This window comes from Pseudanabaena sp. BC1403 (genome assembly GCF_002914585.1).
In the GTDB taxonomy this organism is placed as follows: Bacteria; Cyanobacteriota; Cyanobacteriia; order Pseudanabaenales; family Pseudanabaenaceae; genus Pseudanabaena.
This window is the reverse complement of record NZ_PDDM01000008.1, coordinates 84,887-101,244: the sequence shown is the minus strand read 5'-3', so window position 1 is coordinate 101,244 and position 16,358 is coordinate 84,887. Positions and strand designations below refer to the sequence as shown.

Genomic DNA, 16,358 nt, shown 5'->3' with positions numbered 1-16,358 from the left:
CAAGTTTTGATCGCTATTGTAGCAACACCTATATGCTATTTTTGCAATCTATGGCTTCTGTTCAGGGAACATACACTTATCAGAATCGCAACCCGCAGGGCCAGCATCCATCAACTCACCCGAATCATAACGCAACAAACTTGCGTAAAAGTCATCGGACTTGCGACGTACTAGCACCTCAGCACTGAGCTTGTCATAAGTCTCCTTGTCGATTGGCTCAAAGGGCAAACGAGGGAAAGTTTGGAGGTCATCAAAACGCGCCAATAGCGCTGCCGAGATATAACCCTCATCATCACGAATTGCTTCGTAAATCTTCTTCCCTAAAGGCTCGATTTCATGCTCCCGTAACTCCAACGTTGCGGAAGTATTATGACGAGTGTAATGCTTCTGCACCTGCATATAGAAGTCAAACTGTGCCATCACATCGAACTTACTGATGTCCACCTTGTCAGCACCGTCAAGGTCAGCCCAAGACACGCTCACAGGAATCTCCACCAGCCATTCCGTGCATCTCGGATCGAAAGGATCATTCAACAATTGTCCATTCTCATCCTTATCCGATTGCGAAGGAATGATACTATAGCCATAGTCCATACAAGCCCGCGCCACAGGATCTTCCTTACGGAAAGTAATCCGACGGATAAAGCGCTGTGCCTTCGGTGGATGCCACCCTGGAGAAGCACCAGTCAGTAAGGATTTCGTGCCCGCAGGCTGAGTTGTCGTGCAACGATTCGGGCGGCGTAAACCATGCGAGTCACAATATTCCCAAACCGTCTGATGTACGATTTCGCGCCAGCGATTTAGATAATTAGCTTCCTTCTCTTTGAAGTCTAGCCCTTGCACGGTGTCAGGACGACCTGCTTCCCACCAACGCAACCATTCCACACCAAAGGCATGAACGAAGAAGTCAAATAGTCCTGTGAAGGATACACCGACAATCGGATCGACATCACGACTAAATTGATAACGCTTCTCGATGAATTGATGATTAAGAAGTGATGCAACTGATAAAGCCCCTGCTTTAAATGCTGCTTCCTGTTCTTTTTCATCCTTAGGATTAATCAGATTAAGATGTACTTCAGAGAGATTGCAATGGAAATCTGCTCCAAGAATCTCGCCGCAGTTGTGAGCAACAATACCATTAGCATCAAAGCGTGAAACTTGAGGAACTGTGCAATCATATACAGGTTCAACTCCATCAGCAGTAATACCTGTAATCGTTGCCGTGAACCTCTCACGATTCATTTTGCGCGAGTAGTTGCCCAATGATTCTTGTAAACGGGCTGCCTTCAGCGGATCTTGGAAGCCAATAGTAGTCGCAAAGTGCTGCAAGTTATCATTAGCAATCGCTAGCTCATGTTGTTCTTTACACATGTAAGGAGCAAGTTCGCGATCGCTATTTGGCAACATGCGTACACCCGCAGGGCGGCGTTGTTGGTATACAGAAGAAATAATTCCAACACGAGCTAACATTCTCTGCACAGCTTGCAGGGTTTCCAGATTGCTTTGAGCAAGTCTGACACTAACACCCTTTTCTTGCTTCCCTTGAACACTTCCATCAGCATCAAAGAACCCGCGCAAAAATCCACAATAGAAAGCATAACTAGCTTTCTCGATCGCAGATGACAGCACTTTGTTTTGAGGAGAAAGCCCAAATCTTGCGGCAAGGGTGGCTAGACCAGACGAGTTAATTACTTGATGCTGTAGCTGCTTGTGATAATGCCCTGTAGAGTTTTGCGACTCATAATTGGTGGCATATTCTAAGGTCTTGATTGCATAACTCGCCATTTCCTCCTTAGTCTCACCCCAGTAGCGCAGACAAGCTGCATCATTCCACTGAGTTTGATAAAGGCTACCATCTCCAAGTAAATTACCAACTAGCCAACCTTCTTCAAAACTTCCTTCACCATCCCAAGACTGGATTTCGCGGTGGTCATGGAGCAAAATGCGATCGCCAATTTTGAGATCCTTAGTTTCTACCCACTCAGTATATTGGGCGTGCTGAGTTTGAGCAGTTACCTTGAGCAATTGGTGGTTTTCTGTCAATCGTAGTCCAAAACCTTCCTTGGTTTGGAGACTCACAACAGACTTGTTACCTGTCAAAAAGAAACCATCAGCTGTCGTGCTAAAGAGTTCTCCATTCACATAGACACCGACTTGCTTACCAATCAAATCACTAATCTGTCTTGCACCATGCTCAGTATGAACCCATGTATCAGCCGTTAGACAGGGATTCAGAGCATAACGCTGTAATCTATGCTCTAGCTCATGCTCAGAAACTTCAGTCTGTTGCGATCGCAACCATTCTTTCCCTTCTCCTTTCACATAGGCAGCAAGGAAATCACGCTTGAGTTCGGGAGTTGTGATCAAGTCCGCATTAGAACGTGCGATCGCCTCACCCGCCCATTGAATTGCCCCTTCACCCGAATAGTATTGCTTACGAACAGCATCAACACATTCTTGTTCAGTCGGCTTGCGATGGAATACGCGAGTATGGTTTGCCATTCTCAAAGCATCACGCTCAGGATCGATACGCCAGTTACCCGCTTCATCCTGCTGCCAGAGATTATCCTTTGCGACAGAGCCGAGCGCATCTTCTGAAGAGAATTGCCTCATGCCGGCCGATCTTCGGATGTTCCCTGCCACGATACAAACTGCGGCTTCATCGATGAGGATGCAGCACTCGACTGAGGTGAGTTGACGACCGATCGCTTTATTTAAAATATTGGCGCAGCGATCGTAAAGCGTAGGCAACTTAACAGGATTTGCCATACCGCCGAAACCTTTGAGGGCTTCACCACTGGGGCGCACATCGCTGATATCAACAGTGACTTGGACAGGCTTAGCTGCGTCAAACTTTTCATCGCTGCATAGCTCTAATAGCGATTGGTAGGACTTGACCCAACCTTGACGACTATCACCAACGAAGAACTTAACGGCATTGTTGGCATAGTCAAATTCGACCTCGGTATTGTGGCGGCGATCGCTAACAGGTGTTGCGCCGATCTCACCGACTACATTCACTTGCAATTGGTTACGAATTACGGGCAATTGGCTAATGTACTGAGGCTCTAATACGCCGCCAGTACCAGAACCTTGCATGGCGAGATCCATCATCAAGCCAAAGGAGCGCCAGTCGATCACATTGGTGCTAGTGCAGTTATAAGAGCCTGAGAAATTTTCGGGACGATCGACCCATTCCGTACCGCCAACCCACAGCCAACGTCCAGAAGTGAGTGACTTGAGCTGTTTCTGCATTTTGTCGATCAGGTCAGCTTGCTCTTGGGTCAGCTTACCGAGCGTCTTTAAACCTGAAAGTGTGCGATCGCATACTTCAGCCCAGCTTTCGCGTTTGTTATTATATTTACGGCTATATGTCCTGAAAAATACAGGATAAGCGGCAGGAGCGCTGTCGGGGAATCTGACCTCTTTGGAGAGGAGGGTGAGTTCTTGCACCATAAAAAATGCTGTTGTTTTAACGATGAGTCAGATAATACCTTAACTCACATTTAGCGTCAAAAGCTAAATAAAAATTATTGATCACACTATTAGTAGGCTTTTATATGTGCATATATATATTTGCAGAATAATGAAGACAGCGCTTAGCTCTGTCTTCATTATTTGGGTTCTAATAGTCCAGTTGGTAAGCCATCGATACTTTGCTGATTGTTTTTTTGCCAATATTCGTAGACACCCTCTTCACCTTTTTTCTCAGCCCATTCTTTTAACACTTGACGATCGCCTGAAAATTCATAAAAGGGAACCGCAAAACCACAGGATGTTTGTACAGATTCCACTTTGACGCGCACAATTTGGCGAGTACCAGCGATCGCAGGAAATAGCGATAAATATTCTTGCCATGCCGCATCTCTGGGGCGGATTGGTTCGCCTTGACCATAGAGACGCAGGATTAAGGGCTTCTCTGTGAAGCTACAGAGCATGATAGTAACTCTGCCATTCTCTAGCAAATGCGCAGCAGTTTCGTTGCCACTTCCTGTGAGATCGAGATAGGCAATTTCAGACTCGTTAATTACGCGCAAAGCATCCATTCCTTTTGGCGACAGATTCACGCGCCCATCATTGGGAGCACTCGCCACAAAGAAAATATGCTGTGCTTCGATGAAGGTCTGTAGTTCGGTCGTCAGGCGATCGTAAAATTTAGCCATCCGTTTATCTGTCCAATCCTCGTGAAGTATATTTCTAACTAGATAAACCCATAAGGTTTCGCCCCGCAGGGGCGAAACCTTATGGGTTTTTATTCGTGAGTATTTTTAATAACTCATGGTTAAGCATTGTATAGCCTTGGCTATTGAGATGCAGAATGTCTCGGCTATAGATTTGGCGAACCTTGCCGCGCTCATCCGCTAAGAGTGTCGCTGCATCTAGAATAATAACGCGATCGCCATTGAGTGATTTGATAAATTGATTAATCTCAATAATCGCGCGATCGGCTTCTTCTGGCCAATAAGCTCGTACTGATTGAGATAACTCACTAGTAGGGAAAATCGTAGTGAGAATGACGGTTGCTTGTAGTTCTTGAGTTAATCTATTAACAATTTTTTGAATATTTTGTTTGCAGTTATTTACGATATTTCGCGATTCATTGGGAAATGTGGCAAAATCTCTCAGGTCGTTCACACCGACTTGGACAACCACGATTTGGGGCGATAACGACGCAACATGAGCAGATAGTCTTCCTAAGACTTGATCGGTAGTTTGTCCATTGATGCCGCGATTGATAAATTCAAAGGGGATATTGGCGATCGCTGGCCATTCCACCGTACGGGAGTCCCCAAAAAACACGACTAAAGGTTTGTTTAGATCGCGTTTTGACAGATCAGGATTGACAGGATATGTTCTCAATTCGTAGGGATCTAAGCCTAGAGATTCAGTCATGCTATTTCTGGGGGAGCGATTGTCTAGAAACCAAAAATTTAGACCTAAATATCCACCGATTAAAATAACAAGGGCTGCGATCGCGAAGTAGATTTTGTTCATAAGGCTATCAATAGAAAAAGCGGCGCATTGCGCCGCTTTTTCTGTTTATCTAGAGATTAGAAATGTTTCTCGACAAATTGGCGAATGCGATCGCATCCTTCGCGAATCGTTCCTAAATCAGTGGCATAGGAGAGACGAATACAATCATCTAGACCAAAAGCAATCCCTGGAATTACAGCAACTTTCTGATCCTCTAGTAATTTGTCACAAAATTCTAGAGAAGGGATACCGTAGGCTTTGATGCTAGGGAAGAGATAGAATGCTCCATCAGGTTTGGGACAGGTAAGCCCTCGAATCGCAGTTAATAGGTCATACATAACATCGCGACGTTCGGCAAAAGCTTTGCGCATCACTTCGACACAGTCTTGAGAGTCATTGAGTGCTGTAACTGCGCCATACTGAGCAAAGGTGCAAATATTCGAGGTGCTATGTCCTTGGATCATCGTAGTCGCCTTGATGATTTCGGGAGCGCCAGCCAAATAGCCAACTCGCCAACCTGTCATCGAGTACGCCTTGGCAAAACCGCTACTGATCAAAGTGCGATCGTACATCGACTGACTCACTGCCGCGATACTGAGATGGGTTGCCCCATCATAGAGAATCTTTTCGTAAATCTCATCGGAGACGATATAAACATGGGGATGTCGGTCTAGGACTTCAGCTAGAGCTTTGATTTCCGCAGGTGAGTACACCATGCCTGTGGGATTAGAAGGCGAATTGAGAACAAATAGCTTGGTTTTGGGTGTGATGGCTGCTTCTAATTGCTCAGGAGTGATTTTGTAGCCAGTTTCTTCAGTTGTAATCACAAATACTGGTGTCGCTTCAGCAAGCTTTGCCATTTCGGGATAGCTCACCCAAAACGGCACAGGAATAATTACTTCATCTCCTTCGTCAAGGATTGCCATCATCAGGTTATACAGCGAGTGCTTACCACCATTGGTGACGATGATTTGTTCGGGCTTGTAGGTTACGTTATTGTCGCGCAGAAGCTTAGCAGCGATCGCTTGTTTTAGCTCAGGGATACCTGCGGCGGCTGTATAGCGAGTCTTGCCTTGATCGAGTGCGAGTTTGGCAGCAGCCTTGATATGGTCGGGTGTATCAAAGTCTGGTTCGCCAGCACTAAAGCTACAAATATCAATTCCACTAGCCTTCATCGCCTTAGCTTTTGCGTCGATCGCTAGAGTTAAGGAAGGCTGAATATTACGAAGTCTTTTTGCCAGTTGCATTTTTTCTGGAGGAGCGGAGGCATCTTTATGGGATTAGCATCGCATTGTATCAAAGCATACTTGCTAGAGTTTGATAGATTTTTAACAATTTACGATTTAGCACAAATTTTAAAACCCTACCTGTAGGGGCAATTCATGAATTGCCCCTACAGGTAGGCCCGAATCATCGCTTGTGTGCCTTGCTCTGCGCCTTGTCCGTCATCGAGTTGACTCACTTTTTGGAAATTTTGCATAGCTAGGACGATCGCAGGTAGATCTACAGGAAAATCTAAATTTTGGCGATCGCTAATTTCTTGTACAAGCCTTAAGTCCTTGATCATGTGTTTAATTGCAAACCCTGGCTGATAATCCCCAGTCGCAACTTTCATGCCAAGATTTGTTAAAGCCCAAGACCCTGCTGCCCCACTGCCGCAAACATCGACGATTAATCGCGGATCAATGCCCATTTTTTCGGCAAATTGCATGGTTTCACAAAGAGCCAGCATATAGACTGACACTAGAGTTTGATTGCAGAGCTTGACGGCTTGACCGCTACCGATCGCCCCGCAATGTTTAATATTGCTGCCCATCGCCTCAAATAGGTATAAACACTCCTGTAAATCTTCGGGATTACCGCCAACCATAAAAGTTAATGTGCCATTGCGTGCACCCACATCACCACCCGAAACTGGCGCATCCAAGAAACGTAAACCGTCATGCATTAAGGCATTCCCAATCTTCTTCGCAGCATCACTGCCAATCGTGCTGGTATCAATAAATAAGGTATTGGCTCTGGCAAAGTGCATCGCTCCGATGTCACCAATGAGTACTTCGGTGACATCAGGGACATCGCCTAGGCAAGAGAACACCACATCTGCTTCACGGACTGCATCTTCTAAGGAATCAGCTAATGTGCCGCCTACACTTGTAAATGTAGCGATCGTGGGGCGATCTTTAGTGCGATTCCAACCTAGTACTGAATACCCACGTTTGACTAAGTTGGCAGCCATTGCCCCACCCATTACGCCTAAACCAAGAAATGCAATCTTTTGAGTCATATTTGCAATTTATCAAAACTTTATCAGCCTAATAAATTTACTACAGCGATCGCCCTGATGCTGGCTCGCAAAACAAAAGGTAGTGCCTCGCACTACCTTTTGTCTTACGGCGATTAAATCTGCTTATATCCTGATGGACATTCTGGGACAGTTTGGAGGATAAACTTGGGAGGCATCTGACGAGTAGGTGCTATGCTCTCGCAGAGTAGAGATGTGGTGTAGGGTTCGGGAGAGTCAGGCGTTTTGGCAAGATACGTCAATCCTGTATACGACTTCAAGCCATCACCCTTGGCGATCGCCATATTCTGAACTGCCTTAGTACTGTCTAAACCCATCACTTGATACTTGTAGTTCGCAGTTTCGGACGGGATACCAATGGCTAATACTTCAAGGTTAACTGCGAAATAAGTTTTTTCCAGAAAGAAAGCTTGCTGTGCGCGATTCATAGAACCAACATAAGTTTTCGCTTCGGACTGTCTTGCTGAACTTAGGCTAGAAATCTCAACTTCTTTTGGCAAATTAGTGTCGTTGGAAATGCGATTGAGAAATAGCGCATTAGTCAAAAGCAATCCTCCCAGAATATTTCCAGACTGCTGGAAAGCCCCAGGGACGACTAACTGTTGCAAAATTAGCTGACCTTTTTGACTAAAATCAACGGTTGTTCTGGACGCAAAACCACCTTGCAAAATATATAAGTACGTCTGTCCATTAGTCGTATTAACTTGATATTCCAATGCATATGCTGTCTTTTCATTTGTGCCTAACAGATATAGCTTGCCATCAGCAGTGAAGATGAAGGTCAATGTTTCAGGATTATTGATGGTAGAGGGTACTAGTTGCCATTGTCCCGTTAGTTTTTCAGTCAACTGTTTTGCTTCCGCAGAAACGGGAGGGTTTTCGGCGGCGATCGCAGCAGAACTGAGATGGTTAGAAGTTGAAGAATATGCAACATTCATTGCGATCGCAATAGAAGCAAAAACTTTAGTAATGGAACTTAGTTGAGTTATTTTAAACATCATCTTGTTAACCGTTAATCAATATCTGGCGGCAAAAAGACAATATCATAGCGCTTTGCACTCAAACGCAAACCAGAATAATTTTTGTAGAAGTATTGCTTTGCAATACTTCTACAAAAATTATTCTAAGAACTGTTGAATCGCAGTTGCGAGTTGCTTTAGCTTAATCGAGTTACTCAAATAATTATTCGCTCCTGCTGCCAAACATTTTTCGCGATCGCTTGTCATTGCCAAAGTGGTGAGAGCAATTATCGGCACATCGGTAGAATGATGGTTGCGAATCCATTCTATTGCTTCTAGTCCTTCCATCTTCGGCATTTGGATATCCATTAGTACCAAGTCTGGAGTTTGCGATCGCACTAGTGCGATCGCTTCTTGTCCATCCTTAGCGACGGCAATCCGAAAACCCTTTATACCAAAACACAAAATGGCTGCGCCACTTTGTGTTTTGGTATAACTTCTCCGACTACGGCTATATTAAATCCAGTTTTGAGAATTGATCATCTAAAACCCTTTAGTTGATTAGCGGTCTAAATCCGTGTTTGATGGAGACTTCACCAATCTTATCCATATTCTCAATACTGATTTGATTGCGTCCCCAAGAGAAACTAGTATGCCAACCTTCAAACTCTAAAAGCATCGCTTCCGCAAAACAGGCAAAAAGTTGACGCGCAGGAGCAGTCATATTAACGATCTTCATAATCTTCCAGTCAATATCGAGACTATGCTCAACGATGCCGCCATCAATTACATGAATTCCGTCTTCCTGCACAAGCGTAGACATATTTTTAGGATAGCCACCATCGATGAGAATGCAAGGATGCTTGAGAGTGGCTGGGTCGATCGCCATGCCCTTCGCCATACTCGCTACCCACACGATAATATCTGATTGCGGCAGAGCAGCCTCCATATTCATGACCTTACCGCGTCCAAGTTGGGCTTGCAATTCTTGTAAGCGTTCCTGATTCCGCGCAACTAGCAATAACTCTTTAATGTTGGTACGTGTATCTAGCCAACGACATACAGCGCTACCAATGTCCCCCGTTGCACCACAAACAGTCACCGTGGCTTTAGCCAGATCAATACCAAACTTACGACTTGCCTCTTCGATCTGACGACAGATAATGTAAGCGGTGTGGGTGTTGCCCGTGGTGAAGCGATCAAATTCTAGTTGGATATTTCGCACGCTCGACATCTGGCTGAGATTAAAGTTCTCAAAAATGATCGAAGAAAATCCACCTAAAGCCGTAATATCCACATCATTTTTTTGCGCAAGCGCCATCGCGTTGAGGATCTTGCGAATGGCGGTTTTAATTTTACTACCTGCTAACATTTCAGGTAAAAAGCAGGATTCTACATATAGCCCTTCGATCTGCTGACCTGTGGCACTCGTAACTTTAATGCGATCGACGATTTGGGGCGGGGCGCTACACCAAAATTCCAAACCTTGATCGGCGTATTCGGGATAGCCTAATTCCCTTGCTACAGACTGAGCGTGTTCAAGACTTGTCAAATGCCCTATAAGACCAAACATCGATTGCAGTTACCAGTTTTTTATTAGCAATTAGCTATTAGCTATTAGCTGTTAGCTTTTTTTATTTAGAATTTTTAGAAATAATTATTTCTTTTTTGAGAATTTAAAGATGATTAGCTGTTGGCAATTAGCTAAATGCTAACAGCTAACAGCTAATTGCTACTAAGCAGCTACCAAGCCCATTGCTGACATTCTCATGATGTCGCGGGTGTTGAAGCCGATTTTGCCTAGACTTTCGCCATATTGAATCATGAAGTCTTCAACCAAAGCTTCTTTTTCCATGCCAAGGACTTTGGCATCGGCTTCGACTTGGTTGAGCATTTTCCAGACAATAGGCAAGTTTTGACGATTTGCTTGCTCTAGGGTTGCCTTGGAGTCATCAAAATGATTATGCAACCATTCTTCGCCAAAGTTAAGATGCAAGTATTCATCTTTGACCACGCCTTCAGTGATCTTGCGTGCAAAAGCATCAGCTACAGGAATATAGATGTTGTAAGCAGCGATCGCAAAGCACTCAATGATGAGTGATTGAATCAGCAGACAAGTGACAATATCCCCTGTTGCAAATGCTTTTTGAAAGTTGCCATGCAATTCAGAAAAGAATTTCTCAGCAAAATCCATGTCAGGTGTGACCTTAAGGTTCTTACCACAGGCTATAAAACCCTTTTTGTGGCGATCCTCCATCTTCGCAAGTCTGGTAAAATCTTCAGTAAATTCGGGCAGTAGTTCCCCTAATTGGAGATAGTTGCTGTACGCCTCAGCTTCACCCTCAATGACGATCGCATTGATTCGACTGTAGGCATCGCGATAGTTTTCTGTTTGATAGTCAATCGCTACAGCTTCGAGTGTTTGCCCCATGTTTTGCCTCTTTAAATATCCCTGCTCAATAAAAGTTAATCTCTAGCTATTTTATGCTAAGTAGCACAGTGCAATAAAATTAAAACCAGAAAGGTATGGTGGTGTAAAGCACCGCCATACCTTTCTGGTTTTGTTATAAACCCAAAATTGGTTTTTTGGAATGTGAATTGCTGACTAAAGCTCTACATCTTTCTATATTGCACGTCAGAGCGCTAAACTAAAGATCGTCCCTCAAATCGTGGTTATGGCAAGTTTTTTGTTAGAAGTTGGTACTGAAGAGCTACCCGCTAGTTTTGTTGTAGATGCTTTGCGACAATGGCAAGAGCGCATCCCAAAAAATTTAGATGAACACCAACTAACCACGAGTAAGGTCAATGTCTATGGTACACCTCGCCGTCTTGCTGTGCTGATCGAGGGTTTGCCAACTCATCAAAGCGATCGCAATCTAGAAATTAAGGGGCCTGCAATCGGTTCAGCTTTTGTTAATGGCGATCCGCAAGGCGAACCAACTAAGGCTTTATTAGGTTTTGCCAAGTCTAAAGGCATAGATCTGCAAAATATTTTTATTAAAGAAACTGATAAGGGCGCATTTGTCTTTGCCCATCAGCAGATTATCGGTCGCGAGACAATGGATATTTTGCAAGAACTTGCCCCAACTTGGATTACGGGACTCGAAGGTAAGCGCTTGATGCGTTGGGGTAATGGCGATCTGAAATTTCCCCGTCCGATTCGTTGGTTGGTATCGTTATTTAATTCCAAGCTGTTGCCGATCGCTTTAGAAAATGTCCAAAGCGATCGCATTAGCCAAGGGCATCGAGTCCTGCATCCACGATCAGTAATTATTGACACTGCGATCGATTATGTGGCGACTTTACGTGAAGCTTTTGTGGTTGTGGATGGCAACGAGCGCCAAAAGCATATAGTCACCCAAATTAATAGCATTGTGGAATTATTTGGCGGTAAAGCCGAAATTCCTAATGATTTACTCGAAGAAGTTACTTATTTAGTGGAATTTCCCACTGCACTAATTGGTGAATTTGAGCGGGAATATTTAGAACTGCCTCAGCCCGTAATTAAGACCGAAATGGTTAGCCATCAGCGCTATTTCCCCGTACATTCGCTCAAAAATCCCGATCAATTATTACCGCGCTTTATCACTATTTCCAATGGTGATCCTAATAAATCGCGTTTGATTTCGGCTGGAAATGGTCGTGTAATTAGGGCGCGGCTCTCCGATGGCAAGTTTTTCTACGATAGCGATCGCGCAGTGCATTTAGAAACATTCTTGCCACTTTTAGAAAAAGTTACTTTTCAAGCCCAACTTGGCTCAGTTGCAGAAAAAGTAGAAAGAATTCGGGCGATCTCCAAAGTTGTGATTGCGTCTATTGCTAACTTAGAAACCACTGAGGCTGATCAGGCGATCATAGATCGCACGGCTCAACTTGCTAAAGCCGATCTCGTCACCCAGATGGTCAAGGAATTTCCAGAGCTGCAAGGTCAAATGGGTTATTATTACGCCCTTTCTAGCGAAGAACCTGTGGCAGTAGCGCAGGGTATTCGTGAGCATTATCAACCACGCGGAGCTAGTGACTCATTGCCAACTTCTTTGGCTGGTAAGATTGTGGCGATCGCAGATCGCATTGATACCCTCGTTGGTATTTTCGGTTTAGGGATTATTCCTACAGGTTCGTCTGACCCATTTGCATTACGTCGCGCCGCTGCTGGCGTTGTCCAGATTGTATGGGAGAGTAATTTTGCCCTCGATTTGCCCAAGCTCCTGCAAGCCGCGATCGCAATTTACACTGACAAGAATTTGCTAGCCAAACCTGCGGAAAATGTTCTTGAGAATCTATACAAATGGTTTAAGCAGCGTTACGAGACGATTTTGGCTGATCAAGGTATTGAATATGATCTTGTTAATGCTGTCTCAGGCACTGAAGATATCGCCTATACCTTGCAAGGCTTGAGCAATCTCACCCGCATCAAGGAACGCGCTCACTTTCTGCAAAAATCTCGCGAAGATGCCACACTCAGCGCCATCTATGAGCCAATTGTCAGAGCTTCTCGCCTCGCGGTTCAGGGCGACTTAGATAGTGTGACCGTTGATGTGAAGGCAATTATTAATCCTGCGACCTTAACCGAACCTGCGGAACAAAATTTATATCAAGCGATCGCCGCTTTGCCAAGTCAGCCTAGCGATGAGCAGTTGATGGCAGGAATTATAGCGATCACGCCAGTTTTAGCTAAATTCTTTGATGATGTGTTAGTCATGGCAGAAGATCCACAGGTACGTCAAAACCGCCTCAATATGCTTGGTATCATCCGCAACTACAGCCTCAACCTTGCAGACTTTAGAGCCATCCTTAAATAAACAAGAAGGGTCGTAATTTGTCCCTACTCCTTTATTTATAAGGATGCGCCAGTCAGGTAAAAACAAAAAGAGAGTTGCGGCGAAACTCTCTTTTTGTTTTTATAGCAAACCAAGGTTTACTTAGGACATAAACCCAGAAGATGAGTGGCGGCGCTTTGCGCCGCCACTCATCTTCTGGGTTTAGTTGGTACTAGTTAACTCTTTTTTTGCTGTATATTTCACACTTGGCAACAGCCATAACAGATAGTCATTGATTGAATTTTCATATCAAAAACTGGCATGTGATTACGTCTGTGGATGAGATTAGAAAAACTTATCAAACAAATTAAAATACAAACGAAAACTCATCATTTTCCTCGCTCACTAAAATGGCTATAACTATTTTCTAGCAAGGATTTAAAGCGTTTAAGTGGTCTTGAAAGCGATCGATAACTATCACCTATAACCAATGGTAGAAATAATAAGCTAGTTGTTCGCTTGGTTGCCAAGAACGATATGATGCGTGTTGATACCCTTGTGGGTGATTGAGATAAACGTAACTTGGCTGACTACCTTTAATTGGGTATAACTTCGAGACATCGTTTATTTTTTTGGCTGCAATCTTTAAGAGGTTTATTACATACATGGCTACCTTCAAAGTAAGACTGATTAACGAAGCTGAAGGGCTTGATAAAACTATCGAAGTTCCTTCTGATGAGTACATTCTTGATGTTGCTGAAGCTCAAGGCATCGATCTTCCTTATTCTTGCCGCGCTGGTGCTTGCTCTTCTTGTGCAGGCAAAATCGTTAAGGGTGAGATTGATCAAGGCGATCAGTCCTTCTTGGATGACGAGCAAATCGAAGCTGGCTACGCTCTCCTTTGCGTAACCTATGCTCAGTCTGATTGTGAAATCTTGACCCACCAAGAAGAAGCTCTCTACTAATCGCTTCTTTTCATAAATTTTTTGAAAGCTCCGATCGCTAGTACTTTATGTGCAACGCTCGGAGCTTTTTAGTCTTTACCAATTACTACTCCCTTCCAGAAATCTGCTTTATAGAAGTGAATAGCAACATCTATGACAGATCCAATCCAGTTGGCATTTTCAATCCCAAAAATAGGGCTGCCATTTTGGGGATTTGTATAAAGCATATTTGGCAAGCTTTCGTGTGAGTGGTATTTTGATGCTACATTTCTCAAAGCCTAAAAAGTCTAAACTGCAAAGAGGCATCACAAATTTTGTCTGGCAACGAAGAAAAAATCAACACGGAAACGCAGGAACCACAATCCACTGGACAGTCTTCTAAGCGATCGCTACTGAATATCGCTACGATTGTGGCGATCGCCACATTACTGAGCAAAATATTTGGATTACTGCGTCAAGTGGCGATCGCAGCAGCTTTTGGTAACGGTACTGCTTACGGCGCATATAACTTTGCCTACGTGATCCCAGGGTTTTTGCTGATCTTACTGGGCGGCATTAATGGGCCTTTTCATAGCGCGATCATTAGTGTTTTAGCTAAACGAGATCGCAAAGAAGTCGCAGCAATCATCGATAGCATCACCACCATCGTTACAGGGATTTTATTGCTGGTGAGTATCGCGCTAGTGATTTTTGCCGAACCATTGATGCATCTGGTTGCGCCTGGGTTATTTGTCCCAGAAGCAGATTTACTCGTAAAAGGAATTACCCCTGAAACTATTCAGAACCTGAAGATCACTAAAGATATTGCGATCGAGCAGTTTCGGATCATGGCTCCAATGGCAGTTTTGGCTGGGCTAGTGGGGATCGGGTTTGGAGCGCTGAATGCTGCTGACGCATACTGGTTGCCATCGGTCAGTCCTATATTTTCGAGCTTGACAGTGCTCATTGGCATCGGCGGCTTGTTTTGGACTATGGGCAGCAAAATGTTGTTGCCAGAAAATGCGGTTTTGGGCGGTGAAGTGCTTGCTTGGTCAACTCTAGCAGGGGCAGTTTTGCAATGGCTGGTGCAATTACCTGTACAGCTTAAAGCTGGTATGGGTGGATTTAAGCTGCGGTTTGACTTTCAACGACCTGAGGTCAAAGAAGTCTTAAAAATTATGATCCCCGCCACTTTTTCATCGGGGATGCTGCAAATTAATGTCTGGACAGATTTATTTTTTGCTTCTTTTATCCCTAATGCGGCGGCGGCGGTGTCGGCGATGGGTTATGCAGGACTATTAGTGCAAACTCCTTTGGGGATTTTGTCAAATGTGATCCTTGTACCGCTGTTTCCTGTTCTCTCAAAGCTAACTGATCCCGAAAATTGGGATGAGCTGAAACAACGTATTCGTCAAGGCTTGATGCTCACGGCTCTTACTATGCTGCCAATTAGTGCGGTGATGGTAGTGCTGGCTTTGCCAATTTCTCAGGTGGTTTATGAGCGCTATGCTTTCGATGCTGAGGCTTCACAGCTCACTGCTGTAGTTTTGATGGCTTACGCTGTCGGCATGTTTGTATATTTGGGGCGCGATGTGTTGGTGCGCGTATTTTATGCGCTCGGTGATGGCGATACACCTTTTAAGATCAGTGTGGTCAATATTTTCTTGAATGGACTATTTGATTATTTTCTCGTCCAAAAATTTGGTGCGGCAGGGATCGTCCTAGCAACTGTTTCCGTGAATGTGATTTCGATGTTTGCGATGATTTATTTTCTCGATCGCCGCTTGAATGGGATGCCCCTCAAAAGTTGGAGCATAACCATATTGGGCTTAATAATTGCTAGTGCGATCGCAGGTGGAGCGAGCTGGGGCGTTTATCATTTGCTTAGTCAGAGTTTTGGTAGTTTAAGCTCTGTGGCAAAATTCGGCGTAGAGCTTGGCGGTTTAGCGATCGCAAGCGCTGTTGGGTTCACTATTTTTGGTGCGATCGCTATGCAAATGAAAATCCCTGAAATCAAAGCTTTAACCAATCAAATCAAGCGTCGCTTTTCGCGTTAGCACTAACTAACAGTTACCGAACTAATTGCCATCGCATCGGAGATATAACAAACTCCACCAAATTTTTTGGTAACGGGCTTGAGTTTCTCGACCAGCAATTTAGTTTTGTCTTCCAAAAAGAAAGCAATCACATAGTCATTTTCCAGCATACTCATGTCGAGATCGCCTGAATTAGTCCCTCTGACCCCTTTACCGACGACATTGCGAATTACTGTGTAGTTCAAAACGCCAACTTTTTCTAATACATTGATAATCTTGTGAGACTCAACAGAATCAGAAACAATTTCAATTCTTTTAACAGCTTGCATGATTTTATATGTAATAAATTCTTACTAAATTTTTTTGCCGATAATCAAAAATTAATGACGGCGCAAAGCGCC

At 44.2% G+C, this 16,358-nt stretch carries 14 protein-coding genes; 3 read left to right on the top strand and 11 right to left on the bottom strand.

Going from position 1 to position 16,358, the window contains the following annotated elements; translation table 11 throughout:
* Nucleotides 1–48 precede the first annotated feature (48 nt).
* From nrdJ to CQ839_RS09365, 9 genes are all read right to left on the bottom strand, one after another.
* The gene (nrdJ, locus tag CQ839_RS09405) at nt 49–3,459 is read right to left on the bottom strand and encodes a ribonucleoside-triphosphate reductase, adenosylcobalamin-dependent (protein ID WP_103668023.1); all 3,411 of its coding nucleotides are present in this window, start codon (nt 3,457–3,459) and stop codon (nt 49–51) included.
* Between the two features lie 158 nt (nt 3,460–3,617).
* Nucleotides 3,618–4,166: a pyridoxamine 5'-phosphate oxidase family protein gene (locus CQ839_RS09400; RefSeq protein WP_103668022.1), complete on the bottom strand. Its 549-nt coding sequence runs from the start codon at nt 4,164–4,166 to the stop codon at nt 3,618–3,620.
* Between the two features lie 79 nt (nt 4,167–4,245).
* Nucleotides 4,246–4,998, bottom strand: a complete 753-nt coding sequence (locus CQ839_RS09395; protein WP_103668021.1) for a GDSL-type esterase/lipase family protein — start codon at nt 4,996–4,998, stop codon at nt 4,246–4,248.
* 56 nt (nt 4,999–5,054) lie between these two features.
* Nucleotides 5,055–6,224 carry a pyridoxal phosphate-dependent aminotransferase gene (locus CQ839_RS09390; RefSeq protein ID WP_103668020.1) on the bottom strand — a complete coding sequence of 390 codons (1,170 nt, stop codon included), beginning with the start codon at nt 6,222–6,224 and terminating at the stop codon, nt 5,055–5,057.
* Nucleotides 6,225–6,370: 146 nt separating this feature from the next.
* Nucleotides 6,371–7,261, bottom strand: coding sequence for an NAD(P)-dependent oxidoreductase (locus CQ839_RS09385; RefSeq protein ID WP_103668019.1), 891 nt, complete (start codon nt 7,259–7,261; stop codon nt 6,371–6,373).
* A gap of 113 nt (nt 7,262–7,374) precedes the next feature.
* A complete protein-coding gene (locus CQ839_RS09380; protein WP_258040677.1) occupies nt 7,375–8,280 on the bottom strand; it encodes a type IV pilin-like G/H family protein in 906 nt (301 codons plus the stop codon).
* Nucleotides 8,281–8,397: 117 nt separating this feature from the next.
* A complete protein-coding gene (locus CQ839_RS09375; protein WP_219817756.1) occupies nt 8,398–8,703 on the bottom strand; it encodes a response regulator in 306 nt (101 codons plus the stop codon).
* An 88-nt stretch (nt 8,704–8,791) separates the two neighbouring features.
* A complete protein-coding gene (locus CQ839_RS09370) occupies nt 8,792–9,811 on the bottom strand; it encodes a long-chain acyl-[acyl-carrier-protein] reductase (RefSeq protein WP_103668017.1) in 1,020 nt (339 codons plus the stop codon).
* Between the two features lie 162 nt (nt 9,812–9,973).
* Nucleotides 9,974–10,669: an aldehyde oxygenase (deformylating) gene (locus CQ839_RS09365; protein ID WP_103668016.1), complete on the bottom strand. Its 696-nt coding sequence runs from the start codon at nt 10,667–10,669 to the stop codon at nt 9,974–9,976.
* 244 nt (nt 10,670–10,913) lie between these two features.
* On the opposite strand from CQ839_RS09365, the gene glyS reads away from it, so the two are divergent.
* Together glyS and CQ839_RS09355 are read left to right on the top strand one after the other, a co-directional pair.
* Nucleotides 10,914–13,040: a glycine--tRNA ligase subunit beta gene (glyS, locus tag CQ839_RS09360; protein WP_103668015.1), complete on the top strand. Its 2,127-nt coding sequence runs from the start codon at nt 10,914–10,916 to the stop codon at nt 13,038–13,040.
* A gap of 623 nt (nt 13,041–13,663) precedes the next feature.
* Nucleotides 13,664–13,963 carry a 2Fe-2S iron-sulfur cluster-binding protein gene (locus tag CQ839_RS09355; RefSeq protein ID WP_103668014.1) on the top strand — a complete coding sequence of 100 codons (300 nt, stop codon included), beginning with the start codon at nt 13,664–13,666 and terminating at the stop codon, nt 13,961–13,963.
* A 68-nt stretch (nt 13,964–14,031) separates the two neighbouring features.
* On the opposite strand, the gene CQ839_RS25095 is transcribed toward CQ839_RS09355, so the two are convergent.
* Nucleotides 14,032–14,169, bottom strand: coding sequence for a hypothetical protein (locus CQ839_RS25095; protein ID WP_181016158.1), 138 nt, complete (start codon nt 14,167–14,169; stop codon nt 14,032–14,034).
* An 87-nt stretch (nt 14,170–14,256) separates the two neighbouring features.
* Between CQ839_RS25095 and murJ the strand changes: the two genes are divergently transcribed.
* On the top strand, nt 14,257–15,978 hold the full coding sequence (murJ, locus tag CQ839_RS09350; RefSeq protein ID WP_103668013.1) for a murein biosynthesis integral membrane protein MurJ: 1,722 nt from the start codon (nt 14,257–14,259) through the stop codon (nt 15,976–15,978).
* Nucleotides 15,979–15,980: 2 nt separating this feature from the next.
* On the opposite strand, the gene CQ839_RS09345 is transcribed toward murJ, so the two are convergent.
* A complete protein-coding gene (locus CQ839_RS09345) occupies nt 15,981–16,286 on the bottom strand; it encodes a P-II family nitrogen regulator (protein WP_103668012.1) in 306 nt (101 codons plus the stop codon).
* Nucleotides 16,287–16,358: the final 72 nt, after the last annotated feature.